This is a genomic window from Streptococcus vulneris, from assembly GCF_019218685.1.
In the GTDB taxonomy this organism is placed as follows: Bacteria; Bacillota; Bacilli; order Lactobacillales; family Streptococcaceae; genus Streptococcus; species Streptococcus vulneris.
The window spans coordinates 1-24,228 of the sequence record NZ_JAHUZC010000012.1 but is presented as its reverse complement, the minus strand read 5'-3'; the positions used below and the strand labels follow the sequence as shown (position 1 = coordinate 24,228).

Annotated in this window: 21 protein-coding genes and 3 pseudogenes; 22 read left to right on the top strand and 2 right to left on the bottom strand. The window is 37.3% G+C overall.

Annotated features, from left to right (window positions below):
* Positions 1–146: 146 nt before the first annotated feature.
* A pseudogene (locus KUA57_RS08125) lies at positions 147–1,334 on the bottom strand (transposase); the annotation flags it as partial.
* 243 nt (positions 1,335–1,577) lie between these two features.
* Here KUA57_RS08125 and KUA57_RS08120 point away from each other — a divergent pair.
* The 4 genes from KUA57_RS08120 to KUA57_RS08105 all read left to right on the top strand — a co-directional run bounded on the left by KUA57_RS08120 (position 1,578) and on the right by KUA57_RS08105 (position 6,868).
* Positions 1,578–3,347, top strand: coding sequence for a phosphotransferase (locus KUA57_RS08120; protein ID WP_125448115.1), 1,770 nt, complete (start codon positions 1,578–1,580; stop codon positions 3,345–3,347).
* 10 nt (positions 3,348–3,357) lie between these two features.
* Positions 3,358–3,543, top strand: a complete 186-nt coding sequence (locus KUA57_RS08115) for a hypothetical protein (RefSeq protein WP_004261584.1) — start codon at positions 3,358–3,360, stop codon at positions 3,541–3,543.
* Between the two features lies 1 nt (position 3,544).
* A complete protein-coding gene (locus KUA57_RS08110) occupies positions 3,545–4,972 on the top strand; it encodes a cytosine permease (RefSeq protein ID WP_125448114.1) in 1,428 nt (475 codons plus the stop codon).
* Positions 4,973–5,440: 468 nt separating this feature from the next.
* The gene (locus KUA57_RS08105) at positions 5,441–6,868 is read left to right on the top strand and encodes a cytosine permease (protein ID WP_125448113.1); all 1,428 of its coding nucleotides are present in this window, start codon (positions 5,441–5,443) and stop codon (positions 6,866–6,868) included.
* Positions 6,869–6,915: 47 nt separating this feature from the next.
* Here the strand turns inward: KUA57_RS08105 and KUA57_RS08100 are convergent.
* Positions 6,916–7,095: pseudogene (locus tag KUA57_RS08100) on the bottom strand (IS3 family transposase); the annotation flags it as partial.
* Here KUA57_RS08100 and KUA57_RS08095 point away from each other — a divergent pair.
* From KUA57_RS08095 to KUA57_RS08010, 18 genes and pseudogenes are all read left to right on the top strand, one after another.
* A pseudogene (locus KUA57_RS08095) lies at positions 7,087–7,545 on the top strand (ABC transporter ATP-binding protein); the annotation flags it as partial. The pseudogenes KUA57_RS08100 and KUA57_RS08095 overlap by 9 nt on opposite strands.
* A 360-nt stretch (positions 7,546–7,905) precedes the next feature.
* The gene (locus KUA57_RS08090) at positions 7,906–8,562 is read left to right on the top strand and encodes a CBS domain-containing protein (protein WP_218494040.1); all 657 of its coding nucleotides are present in this window, start codon (positions 7,906–7,908) and stop codon (positions 8,560–8,562) included.
* A 312-nt stretch (positions 8,563–8,874) separates the two neighbouring features.
* The gene (locus KUA57_RS08085; protein WP_004261570.1) at positions 8,875–9,171 is read left to right on the top strand and encodes a WXG100 family type VII secretion target; all 297 of its coding nucleotides are present in this window, start codon (positions 8,875–8,877) and stop codon (positions 9,169–9,171) included.
* A 62-nt stretch (positions 9,172–9,233) separates the two neighbouring features.
* The gene (gene esaA, locus KUA57_RS08080; RefSeq protein WP_218494039.1) at positions 9,234–12,473 is read left to right on the top strand and encodes a type VII secretion protein EsaA; all 3,240 of its coding nucleotides are present in this window, start codon (positions 9,234–9,236) and stop codon (positions 12,471–12,473) included.
* 1 nt (position 12,474) lies between these two features.
* Positions 12,475–12,936, top strand: coding sequence for a type VII secretion protein EssA (gene essA / locus KUA57_RS08075; RefSeq protein WP_218494038.1), 462 nt, complete (start codon positions 12,475–12,477; stop codon positions 12,934–12,936).
* 123 nt (positions 12,937–13,059) lie between these two features.
* Positions 13,060–13,302, top strand: a complete 243-nt coding sequence (locus KUA57_RS08070; protein WP_125453220.1) for a type VII secretion protein — start codon at positions 13,060–13,062, stop codon at positions 13,300–13,302.
* A gap of 14 nt (positions 13,303–13,316) precedes the next feature.
* On the top strand, positions 13,317–14,471 hold the full coding sequence (gene essB / locus KUA57_RS08065) for a type VII secretion protein EssB (RefSeq protein WP_125458266.1): 1,155 nt from the start codon (positions 13,317–13,319) through the stop codon (positions 14,469–14,471).
* 9 nt (positions 14,472–14,480) lie between these two features.
* Positions 14,481–18,857 carry a type VII secretion protein EssC gene (gene essC, locus KUA57_RS08060; RefSeq protein ID WP_218494037.1) on the top strand — a complete coding sequence of 1,459 codons (4,377 nt, stop codon included), beginning with the start codon at positions 14,481–14,483 and terminating at the stop codon, positions 18,855–18,857.
* Between the two features lie 11 nt (positions 18,858–18,868).
* Positions 18,869–19,198, top strand: coding sequence for a DUF4176 domain-containing protein (locus tag KUA57_RS08055; RefSeq protein WP_049486988.1), 330 nt, complete (start codon positions 18,869–18,871; stop codon positions 19,196–19,198).
* A gap of 3 nt (positions 19,199–19,201) precedes the next feature.
* A complete protein-coding gene (locus KUA57_RS08050) occupies positions 19,202–19,636 on the top strand; it encodes a YwqH-like family protein (RefSeq protein WP_125448111.1) in 435 nt (144 codons plus the stop codon).
* A 4-nt stretch (positions 19,637–19,640) separates the two neighbouring features.
* Entirely contained in the window at positions 19,641–19,925 is a 285-nt protein-coding gene (locus tag KUA57_RS08045) for a TIGR04197 family type VII secretion effector (protein ID WP_218494036.1), read from the top strand.
* Positions 19,926–19,934: 9 nt separating this feature from the next.
* Positions 19,935–21,653, top strand: coding sequence for a T7SS effector LXG polymorphic toxin (locus tag KUA57_RS08040; RefSeq protein ID WP_218494035.1), 1,719 nt, complete (start codon positions 19,935–19,937; stop codon positions 21,651–21,653).
* Positions 21,653–21,970: a hypothetical protein gene (locus KUA57_RS08035; RefSeq protein WP_004264076.1), complete on the top strand. Its 318-nt coding sequence runs from the start codon at positions 21,653–21,655 to the stop codon at positions 21,968–21,970. The genes KUA57_RS08040 and KUA57_RS08035 overlap by 1 nt, the downstream gene beginning before the upstream one ends.
* A gap of 8 nt (positions 21,971–21,978) precedes the next feature.
* Positions 21,979–22,662, top strand: coding sequence for an enhanced serine sensitivity protein SseB C-terminal domain-containing protein (locus tag KUA57_RS08030; protein WP_247930842.1), 684 nt, complete (start codon positions 21,979–21,981; stop codon positions 22,660–22,662).
* Between the two features lie 26 nt (positions 22,663–22,688).
* The gene (locus KUA57_RS08025) at positions 22,689–22,955 is read left to right on the top strand and encodes a DUF4176 domain-containing protein (RefSeq protein WP_247930841.1); all 267 of its coding nucleotides are present in this window, start codon (positions 22,689–22,691) and stop codon (positions 22,953–22,955) included.
* A gap of 3 nt (positions 22,956–22,958) precedes the next feature.
* Positions 22,959–23,393: a YwqH-like family protein gene (locus tag KUA57_RS08020; RefSeq protein ID WP_120769975.1), complete on the top strand. Its 435-nt coding sequence runs from the start codon at positions 22,959–22,961 to the stop codon at positions 23,391–23,393.
* Positions 23,394–23,397: 4 nt separating this feature from the next.
* Positions 23,398–23,682, top strand: a complete 285-nt coding sequence (locus KUA57_RS08015) for a TIGR04197 family type VII secretion effector (protein WP_218494033.1) — start codon at positions 23,398–23,400, stop codon at positions 23,680–23,682.
* A gap of 9 nt (positions 23,683–23,691) precedes the next feature.
* A partial coding sequence (locus KUA57_RS08010; protein ID WP_250646344.1) for a T7SS effector LXG polymorphic toxin occupies positions 23,692–24,228 on the top strand: 537 nt, incomplete at its 3' end.

Here is a 24,228-nt window from a genome sequence, read left to right as displayed (position 1 = left end):
GCATATAGAGATTGCAAAGCAATTCTCATCTGCACTGGAAGGTTAGCTTCTAATCATTGAAATGGAACAGAATGAAGTGTGTCTACCCTTCATTCACAGAGCTCGATTTCAGAGCTCATTGTCAACTGTAGTGGTTTGAAGAAAAGCTAAGATCTAGAAAGGACACGTTTCGTCCTTTCTTTTTTGATGTTCAGAGCGATAAAAATCCTTTTTTTGAAGTTTTCAAAGTTCCGAAAACCAAAGGCATTGCGCTTGATAAGTTTGATGAGATTATTCGTTGCTTCCAGTTTGGCGTTGGAATAGGGTAGTTGAAGGGCGTTGGCAATTTTCTCTTTATCCTTGAGGAAGGTTTTAAAGACAGTCTGAAAAAGAGGATGAACCTGCTTTAGATTGTCCTCAATGAGTCCGAAAAATTTGTCTGCCTCCTTGTTCTGAAAGTGAAAAAGCAGGAGTTGGTAGAGATGATAGTGGTGTTTCAAGTCTTCCGAATAGCTCAAAAGCTTATCTAGAATCTCTTTATTGGTCAAGTACATACGAAAAGTAGGGCGATAAAAACGTTTATCGCTGAGTTTTCGACTATCTTGTTGAATGAGTTTCCAGTAACGCTTGATAACCTTGTATTCATGAGATTTTTGATGAAACTGATTCATGACTTGAACACGGACACGACTCATAGCACGGCTAAGATGTTGTACAATGTGAAAGCGATCCAACACGATTTTAGCGTTTGGGAGTGAAACAGTCTGGGAGACTGTTTCAGCCTGAGCCTAGAAATTAGAAAGCGAATCTGTTTAGCTAAGGCATAGTAGGGACTAAACATATCCATAGTAATGATTTTCACCTGACATAGGACTGCTCTATCGTAGCGCAGAAAATGATTTCGGATGATAGGCTGTGTTCTTCCCTCAAGAACAGTGATGATATTGAGATTGTCAAAATCTTGCGTAATGAAACTCATCTTTCCCTTGGTAAAGGAGTACTCATCCCAAGACATAGTCTTTGGAAGCCGAGAAAAATCATGCTTAAAGTGAAAGTCATTGAGATTGCGAATGACAGTTGAAGTTGAAATGGCCTGCTGGTGGGCAATATCGGTCATAGAAGTCTTTTCAATCAACTTTTGCTCAATTTTTATTGATGAGAGAAGTTTTAGAGAGAGTCATTTTCGAGAAATGATAGCACTTGAAACAGCTTTTCTAAGAAGGGGTTCTATTGGGGATACCAATTGTTTCAAGGTAAGGAATTTTAGACAATTTTTGAAAATCATATTTCTTCATTTGGCTAGCGTAATCAGGACGAGATAGAGCATCATAATCCAGTTTAGCGATGATTTCCTGTGGATATTCCTGTTAATTTAATTGTTCCATACGATTCTTTCTAATGATGGTTTGGTCATTTTTCATTCTAGATATTACGGAACTTTTTCTACAACAAAATAGGCTTCATAATATCTATAGGGAATTTACCCACTACAAATATTATAGTTCCCTGTTTTCTTACTATAGAATCTAACTTGACAAAAGCAAATGTTCATTGTATAATCGAATAGATAAAAACATTGAACAAAAGAGGTTGAGGATATGCTATCAAAAAAACAATTTAAACTTTTACATTTTTTGTTGACTCACAAAGACGAAAACTTTACGCAGAGACAATTGGCTGAACAGCTAGATATCGCTTTGGGGACGGTAAATAATCTTCTCAAGGAATGTAAAGAAGAGAAGTGGATCAGTGAGGAAAATCACTTAACTGACTTAGGTGAGGATGCTTTGGCTCCGTATCAGGTGAAGAATGCCATTATCATGGCTGCAGGTATGAGTAGCCGCTTTGCCCCTTTGTCTTATGAGCTACCTAAAGGATTGCTTCAAGTCAAAGGTGAGCGTTTGATTGAGAGAGAAATCAAGCAATTGCAAGAAGCTGGGATAGAGGATATTACAGTCATTGTAGGTTATCTGCAAGAAAAAATGTTCTATCTGGCAGAAAAGTTTGGCGTTAAAATCGTTGTGAATAATGATTACTACAAATACAATAACTGTTCTTCTCTCATGCTAGTCAGAGATCAACTTTCCAACACTTATATCTGTTCATCGGATAATTATTTTGTAGAAAATCCGTTTGAACGATACATTTACAGGGGTTATTATTCGACTATATTTGCAGAAGGAGACACAGACGAATACTGCTCTAAGGAAGACTCCAATCACACGATTATCGATATTCAAATCGGTGGGACGAATACTTGGGCTATGGTGGGGCACGTTTATTTTGATCGTGCATTTAGTGAAAAGTTTGTAGATATTTTAGAAACTGAATTTAAGCACGAACCATATCGCGAACAACTCTGGGAAGATTATTATAGTCGTCACGTCAAGGAGCTTCCTTTAGAAGCTCGGCATTATTCAGCAGACATTGTTAAGGAGTTTGATTCACTAGATGAGTTGCGTCAGTTTGATGAACACTATTTGGTGAATACGAATTCGGAAATCATTGATAACATCTGTAAGACATTAGGATGTATAGCTTCAGATATTGTCAATATCAAACCTCTAAAAGATGGTCTAACCAACACTTCGTTTTCATTTGACTGCCTAGGGAAGAAATATGTTTACCGTCATCCGGGTAGAGGAACGGAGAATTATATCGATCGTGCTAGTGAAGCGGCTTCCATGGAAATTGCTGCAAAATTAAAGATTGACCGTACTTTTGTTGCCATGAACAAGAATGAGGGCTGGAAAATTTCAGAATTTATCCCTAATGCCAAGCAACTAGATTATGATAATTGGGATGATGTAGCAAAAGCAATGGAGCTCTTGAGACGCTTGCACCAATCTGGAGAAAAAACAGATCATTCTTTTGATCAATTTGAGGGAATTGATGATTTTAGACAAAAATTAAAAGCTAGCAATCGTTTTGAATTTGATGGACTTGAAGAGTTGGATAAGAATGTCTCAGTTCTCGAGAAGCTTTTACAAGAAGATAAAGCGAAAAAGGTTCTCTGCCACGGAGATTCTTATAGCCCAAATTTTTTGTTGAATGAAGCTGGAGAAATGAGCTTGATTGATTGGGAATATTCTGGTATGGGAGATCCAGCAGGAGATTTAGGAACCTTTATCGGGTGTTCAAATTATACAGTAGAAGAAGCTGAAAAGGTACTTGAAATCTATTTAAAAGAAGTTCCAGACAAGAGAACCAAACGTCACTATTTTGCCTATGTCTCAGTGACTTCATATTATTGGTTTTTGTGGGCCTTGTTCCAAGAAAGCGTTGGAAAACCAGTAGGTGAATTTCTTTATATCTGGTATCGTTATACCAAGCAGTATGGAAAACTTGCATTAGATTTATACTTATAGGAGAATTGAGATGAAACCGACATCTGAAATTGAAGAATTAGTAGCAAATGAAACGAAAAGAAGGCTAGAAGAAATGGAATCACCAAACTATGTGTTTGCTCAGCCATTTTTAAAAAGTGATTTTACTATAGTCATCGCCCTAGTCATAGTCAACCTCATTTTGATTATCCTAGCCATGACAGGAGGTATTCAATAAAATGTCTAAGATGAATGACTTTATTCAACAGGAGACGATAACGGGAATTGTTCCCATGACCAACAAGGATCGTCAGTATTCTTTCTGGGATCTCTTCTTATCGACAAGTGGTTTTGCTATTGCAACTTGGTGTTATACCCAAGGAGCTTATGTGGCTCAATATTTGACCTTTAATCAAATGTTGATTAATATTTTTAGCTTTAACATTATCTGGGTTTTTATCGAATGTCTCCCAATCTTGTTTGCGGTTAAATATGGAATTGATTTGTGGATTTGGTTGAGGGCTGTCTTAGGAAAAAAAGGGGTAGCCTTGCTATCAACCATTATTAGCTTAGCTAACTTTGGCTGGTACGCCGTTGCGGCTAATCTTTTTGCCAATTCTATGATCCACTTGGGAAATAATTTTGGGCTTGGTTTAGACAAGGGAGTATGGGCACCGATTTTAGGTACTCTCTGTGTTCTCCTTGGAACGCTGATTGCCCTTGGAGGTCCAGAAGTGATCAAATGGACCAATAGATTCTTGGTCATTGCCTTGTTGATTGTCGGTCTCATTATCGTTGGAATCTGTTTTGTAGCTGTGCCTATCACTGACATTATGAATATTCAACCAGCTACCCAAGGAGATTTAACGCCATTAGAACGCTTCATGCTTTCTGGGGAAGGAAATGTTGCTTTTGCCTTCTCTTGGTCTACACAAGCATTGGTCTTGCCACGTTTGGCAAAATCAGAACGTAGTGGCTATTGGGCTACAGCTTTATCATACGGGGTTGTCGCTCCATTCTTCGTTGCGACAGGTGGAGTCATGGCTCTAGCCATGTTTGTCAAAACAGGTGTTTATGAAAGTGATCCAACGACGATGCTTTCCACTCTAAGCACACCTGCTTTTGCCCTTTTAAGTTTACTATTAGTAGCCTTTGCCAATATTGGAACCCAAGGTACAGGATCTTATGTGAACTGTATGATTGTAAAAAGTGGGATGCCCAAAGTAAGCTATAAACTAATGGTTTGGATTGCCATGGTTTACGTGAGCCTACTCACCATCTGGGGAGGAGTAGAAGAGTATTTCGGCTCTTTCATCTCCCTAGCCGCCTATATTCAGGGACCCATTATCGGAATGATCGTTGTCGACTACTTTATCTTGAGAAAACGAAAACTTGACTTGCGTTCAGCTTATTTCCTTGAAGGACACGATGCTTACGAGTTTACCAAAGGATTTAACTTAGTTGGCTTATCTTGCGTATTTATCTCCTTGTTGGTTGCAGTACTATTTGTTTATAACCCTGTAACAGCACAGATTCAAAGCCCAATCTTTTTAATCACAACGGGTAGTGGCTTTACTGCGATTTTTGGTGGTTTATTGTACTGGTTAGCTAGCTTAACTCCTTTAAAACGCTATATGATCAAGGATCGAGATTCCGTTACGATTTAAGAATAGAGGATTGATTAGAAACGTCCCTCTTACTAGAGAATTTAGAAAATCTTTATTGATACGGTAGAATAGGCTGAACAGGTATTTGAAATTTCTGTAGAAGAAATTCCAAACGTGAAAACGAAATACAGCTATCTAGCTCAGGTGTTTGGAACATCATACTATCACTCTTTTGTGAGGATTATTTTAAGTGAATCCATTAGGAAAGTTTCTCTGTATTTGGTACCATTATAGTGGGCAGTATGGTCAACTAAAATTAATTTTTAGTCGGAGGAATGACAAAATAAGAATTGGTATTGAACTTGAACAATTAGTTGTAGGAGAAACTAAAAAATGACTATAAAAATGAAAGCCTTAATCTATGTGTATTTATCTCCCCTTTCTTAAAAGTTTATTTTACATAAGTAATTGATATGATAGTCAATCATATTCTGATTATCTTAGCCATGACAGGAGGTATTCAATAAAATGTCCAAGATGAATGACTTCATTCAACAGGAGACCATAACGGGAATCGTTCCCATGACCAACAAGGATCGTCAGTATTCTTTCTGGGATCTCTTCCTATCGACAAGTGGTTTTGCCATCGCAACCTGGTGTTATACCCAAGGAGCCTATGTGGCTCAATATTTAACCTTTAATCAAATGTTGATTAATATTTTTAGTTTTAACATTATCTGGGTCTTTATTGAATGTCTCCCTATTTTGTTTGCTGTTAAATATGGAATTGATTTATGGATTTGGTTGAGAGCCGTTCTAGGTAAAAAAGGGGTGGCCATTCTATCAACCGTGATTAGTCTGGCGAATTTTGGTTGGTACGCCGTTACCGCTGATCTTTTTGCCAGCTCCATGATTCATTTGGCAAATAATTTTGGGCTTGGTTTAGACAAGGGAGTATGGGCACCGATTCTAGGCACCCTCTGTGTTCTCCTTGGAACGCTGATTGCTCTTGGGGGCCCAGATGTGATTAAAGGTACTAATCGCTTTCTGGTGGTTGCCTTGTTATTTGTTGGGCTAATCATCGTTGGAATCTGTTTTGTTGCGGTTCCGATTAGCGATATTATGAATGTCCAACCTGCCATCCAAGAAAATTTGACACCGATTGAACGTTTTATGATGTCAGGGGAAGGAAATGTGGCCGTAGCCTTTTCTTGGTCTACACAAGCCTTTGTCTTACCACGTTTGGCAAAATCAGAACGCAGTGGCTATTGGGCTACAGCCTTGTCATATGGGGTTGTTGCTCCATTCTTTGCTGCGACAGGTGGAGTCATGGCTCTAGCCATGTTTGTCAAAACAGGTGTTTATGAAAGTGATCCAACAACCATGCTATCAACTCTAAGCACACCTACCTTTGCCCTTTTAAGTTTACTACTAGTAGCCTTTGCAAATATTGGAACCCAAGGGACAGGATCATACGTGAACTGTATGATTGTAAAAAGTGGGATGCCCAAAGTAAGCTATAAACTAATGGTTTGGATTGCCATGGTATACGTGAGCCTACTTACAATTTGGGGAGGAGTGGAAGAGTACTTCGGTTCCTTCATCTCACTAGCCGCTTATATTCAAGGACCCATTATCGGAATGATCGTTGTCGACTACTTTATCTTGAGAAAACGAAAACTCGATTTGCGTTCAGCCTATTTCCTTGAGGGACATAAAGCTTATGAGTTTACAAATGGCTTTAATCTGGTAGGATTATCTTGTGTAATCATTTCCTTGTTAGTTGCGGTACTATTTGTTTATAACCCTGTAACAAAGCACATCCAGAGTCCTATGTTCCTGCTCACAACTGGTAGTGGCTTCACTGCAATTTTTGGAGGTCTATTGTACTGGTTAGCTAGCTTAACTCGTTTAAAACGCTATATGCTCAAGGATAAAGATTCCGTTAAGATTTAAGTTTAAGAGAGAACGTTGTGTACTACCCCAAAAAGTTGGAAAAATAATTATTGAAAGGATTTAGTTCTGTATTGCACAGGACTAAGTCCTTTTAGTTTTACATTAATTCGTTTATTATTGTAGTAATCAATGTAGTCTACAATAGCTTGTTCTAATTGCTTAAGAGACGTAAACGTCTTCTTATAGCCATAAAATATTTCCGATTTCAAAATGCCGAAGAAGGAAGCCACGTCTTTCCTGGCTTGACTGTTATGGAAAATCTAGAAATGGGAGCTTTCTTAAAGAAAAACCGTGAAGAAAATCAAGCTAACTTGAAGAAGGTCTTTTCACGCTTCCCACGTCTTGAAGAACGCAAGAACCAGGACGCAGCCACTCTTTCAGGAGGAGAACAACAAATGCTTGCCATGGGACGCGCTCTTATGTCAACACCAAAACTTCTTCTTTTAGATGAACCATCAATAGGACTTGCCCCAATCTTTATCCAAGAGATTTTTGATATCATTCAAGATATCCAGAAGCAAGGAACAACTGTCCTCTTGATTGAACAAAATGCTAATAAAGCACTCGCTATCTCTGACCGAGGCTATGTACTGGAAACAGGGAAAATCGTTCTATCAGGAACAGGAAAAGAACTCGCTTCATCAGAAGAAGTCAGAAAAGCATATCTGGGTGGCTAAACTAGTCTGGGAGACTAGTTTAGGTTGCAAATGAAGATTGCGAAGCAATCATCATTATAGTCCGGGGGACCTTTTTAGTCGGTGAATAGAGATTGCGAAGCAGTCATCAAATCCAGGGGATTATTTTAGTCTGCATATTGAGATTGCAAAGCAATTCTCATCTGCACTGGAAGGTTAGCTTCTAATCATTGAAATGGAACAGAATGAAGTGTGTCTACCCTTCATTCACAGAGCTCGATTTCAGAGCTCTTTTTGCTAGCTTATTCATACTTTTCTGAATTTTGAAAAAGAAATGTAAGCGTTTGATAGATTTACAAAAAGATTGTATAATAGGGATAAGAACAGAAAAGGAGAAGTCTCATGGCAGTTAAAGATTTTATGACCCGTAAGGTAGTGTATATTAGTCCAGATACAACAGTATCTCATGCAGCAGATTTGATGAGAGAGCAAGGGTTGCATCGCTTGCCTGTTATCGAAAATGATCAATTAGTTGGTTTGGTAACTGAAGGAACCATTGCGCAAGCTAGTCCATCCAAAGCAACCAGTCTTTCTATCTATGAGATGAACTATCTTCTAAATAAGACAAAAGTAAAAGATGTGATGATTCGCGAAGTTGTCACTGTTTCAGGCTATGCGAGTCTAGAGGATGCAACTTATCTGATGTTGAAAAATAAGATTGGTATTCTTCCTGTAGTAGATAACCATCAAGTCTATGGGGTTATTACGGACCGTGATGTTTTCCAAGCCTTTCTTGAAATTGCTGGTTATGGTGAGGAAGGAATTCGTGTGCGCTTTGTTACGGAAAACGAAATTGGCGTTCTTGGAAAAATTATTTCTTTGATTGTAGAAGAAAAGTTGAATATCTCGCATACAGTCAATATTCCGCGTAAAGATGGTAAGGTGATTATAGAAGTTCAAATCGATGGATCAATTGATTTACCAGCCTTGAAAGAAAAATTTGAATCAGAGAATATTCAAGTAGAAGAAATTATTCGTACTTCAGCAAAAGTCTTGTAAGAAAGGAAGCCGAAAGGCTTCTTTTTACGTGTAATAAGGGATTAGAGCAAAAGATGGAAAGAAATGAATGAAAATCTGAAATATTACCTTTTGATTTAGAGTAAAGGTAATTTAAAATTTAAAGATTTTTAAATTTTCTAAATATTGACAGAAGTAATAAATCGAAAAAATTATGCTGTATTTTATAAGTAACTATTTATTGTATTCTATATGACTTTAATTATGGATTAATACTATAAATTTTTTTCCAAAAATCCTTGATTCATATATGAAATAATGTTATAATAAAACAAAAAACATAGGAGTAAAAATATGTCAGGACAAATTCGTGTATCTCCAGAAACCCTCCAATCACGTGCACGTGAATATGGAAAAGCTGCAAACGATATCAGAGTTATTTTGAGCAATCTTCAACGCTTGCAAGATACCTTGCGTTCGGAATGGGAAGGTGCTGCGTTCCAAGGCTTTGATCAACAATTCTCTGAATTGAAACCAAAGGTTGAAAACTTTGCTGATTTAATGCAACAAATCAATACACAACTTGATAAGACTGCTCAAGCGATGCAACAAAATGACCAAGACTTATCTAGAAACTTTGGTCTTCAATAATCTAAAGTTGAGGTTGAGGAGAAATCCTCAACTTTTTTACTATATTTAATTAAGGAGAAAATGTGAGAAAGAAAGTTTTATTTAGCTTAGGGATGCTACTGTTATTTGTGACAATGATAGTATCCTTCTTTGCAATTGTAAAACCAACACCTATCAGCCGAACGAACTCAGATTCCTCGGTGCAACAAGCCCCTATTAAAGTAGCTATTGTTAATGAAGATACGGGTAAGGTATATAATGGACAACCGATTAACATTGCGAATACTTTAGTAAATTCGTTCATAGCTAAAAATAATTACAAAGTGGAAGTTGTTTCTAGGTCAATCGCTGAAAGCGGTCTAAAAAATGAGACTTATCAGTTGATGATAGTCTTGCCAAGTAAATTTTCAGAAGAAGCTTTAGCAATCGAATCAACTTCCCCTGTTCAGGCGAAGTTTCAATATCAAATTCAATCAAGTGACCAACTGACTGTCAAACAGGCTGAACAAGCTGTAGTAGCTTTCAAAGAGCTCTTTAATAAGGATTTGATTAATATTTATTTCACTAGTATTATCGGGAATTTGAAAACAGCACAAGGCCAGGTTGCAGATGTAGTTACAAATGAACATGAGTCACTGACTTCTTTTAATAATAAGTTAGTGGATCCTCTTGCTCAATATGGTCAACAGTTTAATGGGTTGGGTTCATCACCGAATAATCTCTTATCATCGTATTCGTCATTTAACAAGACCCTGTTAAATACAAATGATGCCTTTAAATCAATTGATTCTGTTAATAAGACATATGAGGAAACAATAAATGGAATAGATAAGCAACAAAAAAAATGGGATAATTCCTTGAATACTAGAGAACAGGCTTTGTCCAACTATGATAAAGACTTTTCCAAATTATCAGTTGAGAAACAATTATCTCAATTGGCTGCTATAAACACTCAATTTAATAATAATTTTTCAGAGCCAGCTATTTGGAAAGAAACCACTGATAAGGCTTCTTCCTATAACAAAGATATCGCAAAACTTCTAGAAAGTTTGAAGAAGAATAATAAGGAAATTGATGATACCTTATCAAATTATGATACAAAGATTAGAGAAGCAGTAGAGTCTTCCTTGGCTAAAAACCCATCAGCGGTAGATGGAGCTAATAAAACTCTTGGAAGTTATATCAAGTCGTTAAATACTAGTATGCAAAATCAAATTACTAGTAAATGGCCAAGTGTATACTACGATGATACAACTATAAATAATCTCTCTTTGTCAGATACTGATAAACAACATTTGAAAAATATTAGTGCTTTTATACGGTGGTATAGTAAGAAGATAGGGAAAGATTTGCCAACTTTGCAATCTACAACACTTGAAAATGAAGAATTCTCTCAGTTAAAGAATGACATTAAGTCTAAGAGCACAACAAAACGTGAGCTAACTTTACCTTCGTTTGAAGGAAAAATTTCAAAATTAAAGATAACAGTACCAAGCGGATACTATCTTAAAGAATCAAATTTTGGATTTTCTGATCTTGGAGGAGGTAGTTATCAGGTATCTTTCCCTGGTGAAGTATCTCCAGGTATGACTATTTCATACACACTAGGAATCAAGAATGAAAATGATCTCAATGTCTTGTCACCTGTGCTTGTTAAGTATCAATTAGATACGACAGAAGATGTAAAAGTTATAAAGGAAGATGCCCCTTATGTAGAAAAAGATAAAATAGAGAATGAGACAGTTCATGCTGCGCCTGTTAGTCCAGCTACTTCTGTAGCTTCAGGTTCCTCTACGCCTGATGTGCAGAAACCAACAGAAATTATTACAATTACGAAGACCATCACGACTACTAAGATAAATCAAACAGAAAAAAAAGTTTTGAATCGTCATTATGAGATGCAAGACATTATTTCTAACTGGGAGTACAATCCTACCAAGCTAACTCAAGCGGTTTATAAAGATGTTGAGGCGTATCTACAGTTATCAGGACTTGTTACTGCGTATTACGGCTTAGATTTATCTAAAAATACGTACACAGACACTACGTTTGTTCCAGCAGAAGGTTCTCTTGCTGCCTTAGCAAATAATGATGACCTCAAGACCATTGTGACCAATCTAATCAAAGCAACTACAGTAGAAGCTCTAAAATCAGATTTGAAGATTTCTGATAAAAAATTGACGGATATTCAGTCACGATTAGCCAATGCTGAGAAATTAACATCTAACATCGAACAGCTGAGAACAACAACCAATGATCTAATAACTCAGTTAAGACAGTTAATTGAACAGACCAAATTAGTGGATACAACGATTAAAGGTAAACCTAGTTTTGTTGCAACAGAAAAAGTAGATAATACTAGTATGGTTAATGTTAGTATGGATATGAACAGGGACCTAGGTACACTGATTTCAGCTAGTAAAACCTTGATGGACAATACAAAAGCAAACCAAGCTGTTTCTGAGACGATACAAGCTACTATGACTCAGTTGACGAATGATGTTAATACATTGGAAAAAGACGGAAAATCATTAAGTGCACGCGTTTCTGAATTGAAAAATATCATGTCTAGTGAATATGGTTCAAACGAAGAATTCCTTAAAAACTTTTCTACTGTTTTGAGCAATACTAGAACGGGTAATACGAAAAATGATGCAGTCTATGAATATTTGTCAAATCCTGTTGATGCTTCTAAAATTGGGAATGTTGTATCAGCTGCGACCAATAGACCGTCACAGACGAATCGTCAAGATGAGAGATCAGGACTCCTTGTTATCTTAATCAGCTATCTTGTTAGCCTAGTTGTTGTCTATCTTTTCCAACATGCAGATAAAGAAGAATTGCAAAGGTTAATCAGTTTGAAGGACCGTTTGTCATGGAGAAATTCTTCTGGACCAATGTTCTTCCTAAGTGTGATTTCAGTAGCTGTTGGTTCTATAATTGCGATTGTTTCTGGAGTTAAACTTGCTTTCTCTGTAGGTCAATTGAGCTGGTTTGTAATGCTTCTTGTCTTGGTGAGTCTAATGATGACATATAGTCTGAATATCCTTCTTGATAAACTAAAAAGTCTTGGATTTTTGATAAGCATAAGTCTATTACTGCTTTATATCATTTCAGCAACTCAATTATTTGATGAATATTATGTGAATCCAGCTCCTATTTTAACAACTCTTTCTCCGTTAACATATCTTGAAGGTGTAGTGAGATTATTCATTAATCAGCAAAACGGAGTTGTTCAGTCAGTAATGGTAATTGTTGTTCTAACAATTGCTTTGGGACTTGTAAATATTTTCTTGTATCGCCAAGTTAAGGATAGCAAGTAATATGAAAAAAAAGATTGTCTTTATCTTTCTATTGTTTTCAATTTTTACAAAAGGTAGTGTTGCTTTTGCAAACGATGGATCTTTGCAAATAGATACGTCTTTAGATAAGAATACCAAGAAAACAGAGATTCAGTACTTTGAACAGGAGAGTAATTTGACAAAGTTATTTCATCCTGAGACATATAAATTGATTGATACAACTAAAAAATTGGATAAAGAAAAGTATCAATTAGTTAAAACAAACTTATTTAGCACTAAAGTGGAATCGGAGAATATCGTTAATGAGTATCAGTCTGCTTTATTTACCAATCAGATTCAAATCAACCACAGTGATAAAAAGACTGTTTCACTTAAAAACGTAAAGTCTCCTGTTTCTTGGACTGCAATTTTATTGTTTATACTAGGGATGATTGTCACAATTTACTCGCTCTTTTATAAAAAGTTACATATAGCTAAACAATAAAGTCGATAGAAAAATACATAAAGGGAGATACAAAATGTATCTCTTTTTATAAATAGAAAGTTCTTTAATATTCATGTTTTGCGTGATATAATAGGCATAGCATAATAGATTTAGGAGTTTTATATGGAAGAGTACATCAATATTAGTCTGGATTGTTCGCCTTTTTTATCTAAAATATTAGATTTAAGGGTCCCTACTGAGTTAACGATTAAAGAATTGATACAAATCGTCTCAGATACTTATGGTATTGGAATTAAGGTAATGAATCCAAGTGTAAGAAATCAACAGTCAGGAGAAATTCTTGCTAGTACGAGCAGTCTAGTATTAGTGAAAGACGGAGTTTTATTAAACCTGGAAAGAATATAGTAAGGGAGTCAGGTATGGAAGTTCAAAAAATTGAATTAGTAGTTGGAGATATCAAGGGAAATCGTGAAATAGCTTATGCTTTATTAACAGCAATACAACCTTATTTTGTGAATCAAAATGTTATTGAGGAAGAAGGTAAACTAACGATTGAAAGTCTATTGACTGATGAATATTATTCTTGGGATAAGCTGACTACGATGATTGAGGAAGAAAAATTACGTCATCTGATCAATGTTGGTCAATTATTTAACTCGCTGAAGGATTCAATTTATACTTATGAATTATCACCTAGTAATTTAGTGTTTTCACGAAATGGGAACCCTCTATTCATTTTTCGTGGTGTTAAAGGGCAAGTGCCTCCCTATGATGCATTGAAGCTGGAGGCGTTTACAGTTAACTTTAAAGCTATGATAGTATCTCTATTAGATAAAAAGGTAAGTTATGAAAAATTAGTGGAGGGACAGTCGCCATTTTATAAAGGAAAACTGTTTTGTGAGACTATCATGAAGTCTGAAAACTTGGATGAAATTATAGCATTACTACTAGAAAAATACTTAGAAGAAAAGGAACAAAATAAAGAAAAATTCTCACGTGTTCCTAATAAACTTGTGTCGCGGTTGAAGTGGACTACCATTATTGCATCATTTATTGGAGTGCTATCAATTGTTGGAGTGTTTTACTTTGCATTGTTCGCTATGCCTAATCAACAAATGATTTCAGGTTTACGTTTGGCTTTTGTAAACCAAGATTATTCATCGGTTGTATCTACTGTTAAAAATACAGATTCTAAATCACTTAGTCAAGATGATGCTTATATGGTGGCTTATTCCGTCATTAAAACAGAGCCTTTAACAGAAACGCAAAAGACAGAGCTATCCAAAATATCAACTCAATCAAGTACAGACTATCTTCGTTACTGGGTTTTAATTGGGCAGTCGAAAGTTGATGAAGCTATAGATATTGCAAGTTACTTAGATGACCCACAATTATTGATGTATGGTCTTACCAAAAAGGTTGATGAAGTTCAGAGAAACCCTAACCTCACATCTGAACAACGTACTGAGCAACTAAACAATTATAAGAGTAAATTGGAAGAATTGAAGAAAAACTACCTAACACCAGAGACGAATAAGTCGAATACGACTTCAACTTCAACAGAGTCAAGATAGGAGTGGTCTATGAATTATTTATTTTTTGAAGACAATGTTTATCCACTCTATACAGGGAATACCTATCAACTGGGGCCTTCTATAGCTTCTAATATCTATCTTCCTATTCTTGAAAATGTGGTGTTGGAAGTCAAGGAAACGGGAGTTGAACTGCTCGGAGAGACTTATTCTTATGGGTATCATTTGGTTTCCATAGCTGAAGATATAAGTGTATCCTTATTGATTATTAAAAACACCGAGTATTACCTTCTTCCCGAAAAAATACTATATTTATCAGATAAGAAAGAAGCGACTATTCGCTTAGTTGATTTTCCTATAGAAATCATTTTGAGCTTTGATGGGACAAATAAGACGATTTATAGTGCTAGTCCATATTATCTTAATGGTGAAAGAAGAACAGGGACGCAAAATATTCAAGATATGGACCAACTTGTTTTTGAACAAGGTCTAGCTTTATCCGTTCAAAAACAAATCTTATCGATTCATTCACTATTTTCTATTGAGACGAGCTTACTGCCTTTTTCTGAAGTAATGGTCGAAGATCGTTCAAAAGAATTTCATCGCTCTCCACGGATTATTCTGAGAGAACCCGAGGATAAAGTAACGATTGCTTCGGCACCAACAGATGATGAAGGCAACAAACAATCGTTACTAAGATTGATTATTACCCCTTTGGCGATGATTGTCTTTACGATACTAACGGTTTACTTCACACGTAGTGGTGGCATGATGTTCATGATGATGGGGATGTCTGTCATTACTATTGGGACTTCCATTCATACTTATTTTTCTGATAAAAAATCACATAAGGAACTTCAAGAACAGAAAATTATTGAGTATATGAAATACTTGGAAACCAAGTATTCACAATTAGCTAACCTACGTAAAGAACAAGTTAAGGCTTTGGTGTATCATTTCCCTGGCATGGATCAGATTTTAGAAATGGTAGAAAAAACGGATAGACGTATTTACGAAAAGACACTTTATCATTTTGATTTTCTGTCTTATCGTTTGGGTTTGGGTGAAGTTAATTCTAGTTTTTCTATTGAGTATTCAGATTCTGAATTAACAAAATATAATGTAGCTGCTAACCAAAAAATTCAAGAACTACTTTCCTACTATCGTGTGACTAAGCAGGTACCTATTACACATACATTAACAAATCCTACGGGCTATATCGGAACACGGCAAATAGTGATTGAACAAGTTCAACAGATGATGATGCAATTAGCGACTTTTCAAAGTTACCATGATTTACAGTTTATTCCAATTTTCCGAGAGGAAGAGTTTGAGTTATGGAATTGGAGCCGATGGCTACCTCATACGAAAATAAAAGCACTAAATAGCCGTGGTTTTGTTTACAATCAACGTACTCGAGATCAACTATTAACGTCGCTCTATCAAGTTATTAAAGATAGAAAGTTAGATAGTGAGCAGGATAAAGGGAAAGAAAAGCAATACACCCCTCATTATATTCTCTTTCTTACAGATTTAAGCCTGATGTTGGATCACAACATTATGGAGTACATCAATGAAGATTTATCCCATTTAGGGATTCATTATGTTTTCGTAGAAGAAGTACTTGAGAGTCTACCAGAACACGTTAAGACAGTTGTTGACTATCGAGGAGATAAAAAAGGTACAGTATTACTTCAGGATGGCAATTATACAAATAAAGAAATTACGCCTCTTCCTCCTGTAAGTTTATCGGAAAAGGAAAATTTTGCGAGAAATCTTGCGGGTATTCATCATGTTCAGACTTTGCGTAATTCGATTCCGAATAGTATTACCTTCCTAGAGATGTATGGAGTCAATAAGGTAGAGGAACTAGAACTTTTAAAACGATGGCAAGACAATGAAACTTTCCAAACAATGGCTGTTCCTCTAGGAGTTCGAGGTAGAGATGATATTCTTTATCTAAACATCCATGAGAAGGCGCATGGGCCTCATGGATTGATTGCTGGTACTACGGGATCAGGGAAGTCTGAGCTTATTCAGTCCTACATTCTATCTTTAGCTGTGAACTACCATCCGTATGAGGTTGCTTTCCTCTTGATTGACTATAAAGGTGGAGGGATGGCTAATCTCTTTGCAGATCTCCCTCACGTCGTTGGTACGATTACAAACTTGGATGGCAACCAGGCTAATCGAGCTCTGGTATCTATCCAGGCTGAACTGAAGAAACGTCAGCGTATTTTTGCAGAAAATGATGTTAATCATATCAACCAGTATATGAAACTCTTCAAGGAAGGGAAGGTCAAAGAACCATTACCACATCTATTAATCATTAGTGATGAGTTTGCAGAGTTGAAGGCGAATCAACCTGATTTCATGGATGAATTAGTCTCTACAGCTCGTATTGGTCGATCATTGGGGGTTAAATTAATTTTAGCAACCCAAAAACCTAGTGGGGTTGTCAACGATCAAATTTGGTCGAACTCTAAGTTTAAAATAGCTCTTAAAGTACAGGATGCTGCAGATTCTAGAGAAGTAATCAAAACACCTGATGCCGCAGAAATTACCCAGACAGGTAGAGCCTATCTTCAAGTCGGAAACAATGAAATCTATGAGTTATTCCAAAGCGCTTGGTCAGGTGCGGATTATAATCCAGAAGGACGAAATCATGTTCAAAAAAACACAACTGTGTATGAGATTACAAGTAATGGTCAATACAATGCCATTAATAAAGATTTGAGTGGTTTAGTCAATAAAAAAGAAGCAAAGGCTGTTCCAACAGAATTAGACGCCATTGTAGAAAAAGCCCGTGAAGTCTTTGATGGTCTTCATATTCATCAGGTAGCCAGTCCTTGGTTGCCACCACTTGAAGAGAAGATATATGCTAAAGATACACAATCGACTAACTACAAGGATTATTGGGGACGTTCAGAGGCATTGCAACCTATTTTAATTGGGTATCAAGATATTCCAGAAAGACAGGAACAATCTCCCCTTTACTTCAATATGGAACAAAGAGGTCATATTTTGTTGGTTTCTAGTCCAGGATTCGGTAAGTCCACTTTTCTACAGAACTTTGCGATGGATGTGATTCGTAAGCACACACCAGAACAGGTCCATTTCTACCTCTATGATTTTGGTACCAGTGGCTTAATCTCTATTTCAGATTTTCCTCATGTTGCAGATTATTTCACCTTGGATGAAACTGAGAAAATCATGAAATCTCTTCGATTCTTGAATAGAGAGATAAAAACTCGGAAACATGCTCTTTCGCAAGCAAGAGCCACAAATCTAAGGCAATACAATCAGTTGTCAGATGAGAGTTTTCCAACTATTTTCATAGAGATAGATGGTTTTGATAGTGTGATGGATGCCCCATTTGTCGATGCCTTTTATGATACTTTAAATGTCATTTCTCGAGATGGTGCCTCTCTAGGAATCTATCTGGTTGTGACACTTTCCCGTCTCAATGCGATGCGTCTACAGCTACAATCGAACTTTAAGACCAAGATTTCTCTCTTCTTATTTGATACCAGTGACTTATCAAGTGTAGTAGGACGTTCAAATATTCCACTCGATGAAATCAAAGGCCGTGCCATAGCTAAATTTGATGATATTGTCCAATTCCAAGTGATGTTGCCATACAGCAGTGAACATTATACGGACTACATAAAGGAAGTTCGTGCAGAACAAGAAGCAATGGCTGTGGCATACGATGGACCGCTTCCTGCAGGTATCCCAATGTTACCAGAAAAGGTAACCAAAGAAATCATGGCAGAAATCTTAGAAAGCAGTCAAGACTTTATCTTGGGACTCGAAAGAGAAGCCGTTGTTCCAGCAATCTTTAGTTTCGAGCGACCTATGCTTATAGCCTCAGACAGTCCTGCTTTTGTAACGAATTACTATAAATTACTAGAATATCACCTAAACCGTTTATCAGGAGTGTATAATACTGTTATTTTAGATCCTAGTCAGCGTATTAACAGTCAGTTCTTTGATGGTATTCAACGATTTGATACTTCTTTAGAGGTTGATAATGTCATGAAGACGATATTAGAAGACTTTAAGAAACGGGTTGCGTCTCCAAATCAGGACTATCCAAAATGGTTAATTTTGATACCTGATATTGCTGCGACGGCTATGGCGGCTGGAGTGAGTGAACTGGACTTCAAGCAACTCCTTAGTGAAGGAGCTCAGTATGGAGTAACCTTGCTCTTTATAGGCGCCTACCAAGATCTAGTAGCGAACAATTACGATAATTTTGTCAAACTAGTTAATCAGCTAGTAGAACAAGTTTTTCTTGGTGTACGTATCAGTGATCAAGATCATACTCGCTATCCTTACATCACAAATGAGCCGGCACTGAAACCGAACCAGGGTTATATTCTTTATCCAGATCATTATGAATCCGTTCAATTATTAGAAATTTAGAGAGGTTATTTATGTCAGATACTAAATTATTACCACTAGGCAGTGTTATTGTTTTAAAGGGAAGTACTAAAAAGATGCTCATCATTGCTCGAGTGATTGCAGCACCCGTCAAAGGAGATCTCTACCGTTTTGATTACGGAGCCTGTCTCTATCCAGAAGGAATGGTAGGAGATAGCCTTATCTACTTTAATCATGAAGATGTTTTTAAGGTTGTTCAAGAGGGCTATAGCGATGATGATAATGAGCTTATGTTAGAACATATTGCTTCGGTTGTCTCTACAACAGATATTCCTAAAGGGAATGTTGCTGAGTTGAATGAAGTAAATGAACTAGGAGGCTAATACATGGGGCAAATAGACTATGATCAAATCTATTATCTTCAAGGTATAGTGAATCAACACTCCGCCAGCATCTCCTCTGCCCAATCACGGATTACTTCCATCGATGAAAAATTGGAACGTCTTCGTACGGCCAAGAAGTCTGTAGGGGAAATCCAACAAAATGTTCACAATATCAAGTATCCCATCATGCACCGAAATATTCAGCCTGAATGGCAAGGCAAACAAAAGGATGATTTCACCAAGCAGTGGGAAACCTTCTCCAGTGACTACACGAGTTTTCAAACGGAGATGAATACCTTCTATGATGCCATCTGTGATGAAATCACTAGGTTGGAAAATCAAAAGAACGAAGAACATGGCATTATTGGTTGGTGCCAAAGTCAGATTAACAATCTGGGAAATTTCATCGAGAAGCTACTACATACAAGGGAGGGGTAAGGTCATGTATGGAACGATTCAATTATCTGAGGTTCTGTTTAACGCGCATATCAGTAGTTTGAGCAAGGCTCAGGCTAGTTTGGCTGGAGTGAGTAAGCCAAACTTTAACACGACATCGGAATCCAAGGTGCTCGATTTGTATCAGGAACAATTCAATGAGCTCTATCAGTTGATGACGAGCTATACGTCCTTATTGGGAACAGACATCGCCTTGATGTCCGCTACAGGAAAAGAGTTGGCCCGTACAGATACTGTATTGGGACAAACACTGTTTTCTGGCTTGCAGTAGGGAGGTTCTATGAGTTACAAGATAAAATTTGATGATATTACCTCTGTTCAAGTGGAAAGTCAAAAGACGATGAATGCTTGGGAAGAGGCCATCGCTAGTCTAAATAAGGCTATGAGCGACTTCATCAACAATCAAAATCTCCAAGGTCAGGCCATCTCGAGTATGCGCCGTTACCTAGTAGAGGTGCATGGGACTCTTCTTCAAACTCTGGTCAATCTGATGAATGACTACTCAACTAATCTCCTACTGTACAAGGATGGTTACTACCAGATTGATTCAAGCAATCATGCAAAGTTACCGGGTCAGGTGTTTACAACCCTTCATAGTGATTTAAAGAGTTCACGGGACAATCTAAAGAGTGAGATTGAGCTCTTGAACACGACCAAGGACAAGGTTTCAGACTTGGTGAGCTATTCAGGAAGCAGTCATACCAGTACAGTCATGAACTATAACTTCCTCATGAACCAGCTCAAGAACTTGGACAACTCGATCATCCAGTATGAAAGTAATCATGCGAGTCAGGATTTGGTTGCCTTTAAGGAACTCTTGTCGGCGACCAAGGCCTTGATCGCAGAGCATGCAGGGAAGACACGGACTGTAGGGACTTATCAGTCGGGTGATTTTGCCAAACTCCAGTCTGTTCAACGCTTTGCGATGGCCTACCAACAGGCGAGTAAGCAGATGGAGAGTCGTGTTGAACGCGTACAAGCTGCTCAGGAGCGGGACAAGGTTCGTTTTGAGGCCTTGGCTGCAGAGGATCGAGCCAAGAACGGTTGGAAAGACCTAGCTATTGGTGTGGTGACCGTTGCGATTGGTGCTTTAGCAATTTGGGCAACTATGGGGGCAGCGACACCCTTGGTTGTTGGGGCTGGCTTAACCGCAGGAATTGGAACAGCGGCTTATGGGGCGTCTAATGCAGGGGAAGGGATTCATAACATCCAACTTGGAAATGCAGGGGATACCCATACGAAATCCTATAATCTCATCCGAGATACGCTTTTCATGGGGAATGACAAGCTGTATCATGATGTTGGGAATGTCTTTGTGACGGCGAGTGCTATCATGATTCCCATAGGGCAGACTCAGAGCGTTGTCAAGGGCTTGACCCAGTTTGCGATAGGGGAAGCCGGTGCCTATACAGCGGGTCAGGTTGCCTATCATGGGACTAAGCTCCTAGGTGGAAGTGAGGAAGATGCCCAAACCGCAAACTTTATCGGGAATATCGTAGGAGGTTATGCGGTCTCCTCAGCAGCCAGCAAGTTTAGTTTGAACAAGGTGTCCACCAATCCAAGAGAATATAGTTACAATATGATTGAAAATCCTGGGCCACTACTAGAAATTAATGAAACTGCAGCTAAAAGTTTCGCTAGCGGTAAATATAATGTGAAAATATTAGAAGAGGATACGGTCTTTTTTAGAGCAGGAAATTCTGACAGTCCTTTAGGACAATATTATACAAGGGATATCCCTGAGTCAGTAATAAAAGTTAGGATAGAGTCCGCAGTTAAACCTCAGTGGATTGATAGGGATACAGGAGTTTTAACAGGTACATCAGAATTGACTGATATCTATGCTACTAAGTTCCCAAAAGGTACCGTCTATTATGAAGGTCCTACAGGATCTCAAGGAGGAGTATATATTGGTGGCAAAGAACAGATATTTATCAATAAACCCTGGACTATTGATGGAATTCTTAATAATACAACACATCTAGGAGGAATAAGGTGATGGTAAATTTCAAAGAAGAACTAATAGAATTGTTAATTGACTTATTAGGGATTCTATCAGAACATAAGCAGCGTCATAATGTTAATTATTTTATAGGGACGCTTAAAAATATGATAGCAATCATACAAAATATAGAAAATCCTGAACTCCCAAATGAATGTATAGAGAAACTTCGAAAAATGTACAAAAGTATGTTTTTCCCAAGAGATGGTTTATCGGATTTTTATATTCTTGATTCTGATGCTACATATATGACAAAATGTAATACTCAATTTTCGTCATTATTAAATAGAATTGATGCTTTATTAGAAGAATGAGGAAGTTAATGTTAGATTTGAATCTTTTATATAATATATATAAAGAAAATAACAGGGAGTCAGACTGGAAGAAATTTGCTATTGCTCTTTCAAAATCATATTTGTTGGTACCTTTTACTACAAGTGATAGCTCTGATATTCTAATCACATTAAATGGTAGCGATGGTAGACAGTATTTGCCTATATTTACTGATTTTGAATCTATCAATTTATCTAGTTCATTATTTAATAAAAGTGTTAAGTTCGCCAAAGTGGATATAGTATATATTTATAAATTTCTAGAACGTAATTCACCTGTAAAATATGTTGTATTGAATCCTTGTGAAATCAGTGTTTTTATGGACAAAGATTATATAGAATCGATATTATCTTTAATCAATTCACGTAAAATACTTTTTGGAAAGCCAATTGAGGATACAACGTTGATTGAAAACAAGCTTTCAAATATTTTTAAGGAAATTCCTTCAGTTAATAATGTCTTTTTCGTAAAGATACTAGTGAAAGAAGAAAGTAGTTACTTACTAGTCATAGATTATGATGACTCTCAAAATGAGCTACTTCTTTTTGAGAAGATTTCTAAAAAAATTGCGAGTCATAAAATAGACTCTGATTGTCCTTTTGATTTGATATCAAGCAATACAGAGTTAGGAGAAGAAATAATGAAGGATAATCCTCCCATTTACACTCGCTAATATTTTTAAAGGGAAGTACTAAAAAGATGCTCATCATTGCTCGTGTGATTGCAGCATCCGTCAAAGGAGATCTCTACCGTTTTGATTACGGAGCCTGTCTCTATCCAGAAGGAATGGTAGGAGATAGCCTTATCTACTTTAATCATGAAGATGTTTTTAAGGTTGTTCAAGAGGGCTATAGCGATGATGATAATGAGCTTATGTTAGAACATATTGCTTCGGTTGTCTCTACAACAGATATTCCTAAAGGGAATGTTGCTGAGTTGAATGAAGTAAATGAACTAGGAGGCTAATACATGGGGCAAATAGACTATGATCAAATCTATTATCTTCAAGGTAGAGTGAATGCCTACTCCGCCAGCATCTCCTCTGCCCAATCACGGATTACTTCCATCGATGAAAAATTGGAACGTCTTCGTACGGCCAAGAAGTCTGTAGGGGAAATCCAACAAAATGTTCACAATATCAAGTATCCCATCATGCACCGAAATATTCAGCCAGAATGGCAAGGCAAACAAAAGGATGATTTTACCAAGCAGTGGGAAACCTTCTCTAGTGACTACACGAGTTTTCAAACGGAGATGAATACCTTCTATGATGCCATCTGTGATGAAATCACTAGGTTGGAAAATCAAAAGAATGAAGAACATGGTATTATTGGTTGGTGCCAAAGTCAGATTAACAATCTGGGAAATTTCATCGAGAAGCTACTACATACGAAGGAGGGGTAAGGTCATGTATGGAACGATTCAATTATCTGAGGTTCTATTTAACGCGCACATCAGTAGTTTGACCAAGGCTCAGGCTAGTTTGGCTGGAGTGAGTAAGCCAAACTTCAACACGACATCGGAATCCAAGGTGCTCGATTTGTATCAGGAACAATTCAATGAGCTCTATCAGTTGATGACGAGCTATACGTCCTTATTGGGAACAGACATCGCCTTGATGGCAGCTACAGGAAAAGAGTTGGCCCGTACAGATACAGCATTGGGACAAACACTGTTTTCTGGCTTGCAGTAGGGAGGTTCTATGAGTTACAAGATAAAATTTGATGATATTACCTCTGTTCAAGTGGAAAGTCAAAAGACGATGAATGCTTGGGAAGAGTCCGTTGCGAGCCTAAACAAGGCCATGACAGACTTCATCAACAATCAAAATCTCCAAGGTCAGGCCATCTCGAGTATGCGCAATTACCTAGTAGAGGTGCATGGGACTCTTCTTCAAACTCTGGTCAACCTGATGAATGACTACTCAACTAACCTCCTACTGTACAAGGATGGTTACTACCAGATTGATTCAAGCAATCATGCAAAGTTACCGGGTCAGGTGTTTACAACCCTTCATAGTGATTTAAAGAGTTCACGGGACAATCTAAAGAGTGAGATTGAGCTCTTGAACACGACCAAGGACAAGGTTTCAGACTTGGTGAGCTATTCAGGAAGCAGTCATACCAGTACAGTCATGAACTATAACTTCCTCATGAACCAGCTCAAGAACTTGGACAACTCGATCATCCAGTATGAAAGTAATCATGCGAGTCAGGATTTGGTTGCCTTTAAGGAACTC

What these genes read in the sequence shown, in the direction of transcription:
- KUA57_RS08120 (WP_125448115.1), top strand. Translation starts at nt 1,578, where the DNA reads ATGCTATCAAAAAAACAATTTAAACTTTTACATTTTTTGTTGACTCAC.
- KUA57_RS08115 (WP_004261584.1), top strand. Translation starts at nt 3,358, where the DNA reads ATGAAACCGACATCTGAAATTGAAGAATTAGTAGCAAATGAAACGAAA.
- KUA57_RS08110 (WP_125448114.1), top strand. Translation starts at nt 3,545, where the DNA reads ATGTCTAAGATGAATGACTTTATTCAACAGGAGACGATAACGGGAATT.
- KUA57_RS08105 (WP_125448113.1), top strand. Translation starts at nt 5,441, where the DNA reads ATGTCCAAGATGAATGACTTCATTCAACAGGAGACCATAACGGGAATC.
- KUA57_RS08090 (WP_218494040.1), top strand. Translation starts at nt 7,906, where the DNA reads ATGGCAGTTAAAGATTTTATGACCCGTAAGGTAGTGTATATTAGTCCA.
- KUA57_RS08085 (WP_004261570.1), top strand. Translation starts at nt 8,875, where the DNA reads ATGTCAGGACAAATTCGTGTATCTCCAGAAACCCTCCAATCACGTGCA.
- essA (WP_218494038.1), top strand. Translation starts at nt 12,475, where the DNA reads ATGAAAAAAAAGATTGTCTTTATCTTTCTATTGTTTTCAATTTTTACA.
- KUA57_RS08070 (WP_125453220.1), top strand. Translation starts at nt 13,060, where the DNA reads ATGGAAGAGTACATCAATATTAGTCTGGATTGTTCGCCTTTTTTATCT.
- essB (WP_125458266.1), top strand. Translation starts at nt 13,317, where the DNA reads ATGGAAGTTCAAAAAATTGAATTAGTAGTTGGAGATATCAAGGGAAAT.
- essC (WP_218494037.1), top strand. Translation starts at nt 14,481, where the DNA reads ATGAATTATTTATTTTTTGAAGACAATGTTTATCCACTCTATACAGGG.
- KUA57_RS08055 (WP_049486988.1), top strand. Translation starts at nt 18,869, where the DNA reads ATGTCAGATACTAAATTATTACCACTAGGCAGTGTTATTGTTTTAAAG.
- KUA57_RS08050 (WP_125448111.1), top strand. Translation starts at nt 19,202, where the DNA reads ATGGGGCAAATAGACTATGATCAAATCTATTATCTTCAAGGTATAGTG.
- KUA57_RS08045 (WP_218494036.1), top strand. Translation starts at nt 19,641, where the DNA reads ATGTATGGAACGATTCAATTATCTGAGGTTCTGTTTAACGCGCATATC.
- KUA57_RS08040 (WP_218494035.1), top strand. Translation starts at nt 19,935, where the DNA reads ATGAGTTACAAGATAAAATTTGATGATATTACCTCTGTTCAAGTGGAA.
- KUA57_RS08035 (WP_004264076.1), top strand. Translation starts at nt 21,653, where the DNA reads ATGGTAAATTTCAAAGAAGAACTAATAGAATTGTTAATTGACTTATTA.
- KUA57_RS08030 (WP_247930842.1), top strand. Translation starts at nt 21,979, where the DNA reads ATGTTAGATTTGAATCTTTTATATAATATATATAAAGAAAATAACAGG.
- KUA57_RS08025 (WP_247930841.1), top strand. Translation starts at nt 22,689, where the DNA reads ATGCTCATCATTGCTCGTGTGATTGCAGCATCCGTCAAAGGAGATCTC.
- KUA57_RS08020 (WP_120769975.1), top strand. Translation starts at nt 22,959, where the DNA reads ATGGGGCAAATAGACTATGATCAAATCTATTATCTTCAAGGTAGAGTG.
- KUA57_RS08015 (WP_218494033.1), top strand. Translation starts at nt 23,398, where the DNA reads ATGTATGGAACGATTCAATTATCTGAGGTTCTATTTAACGCGCACATC.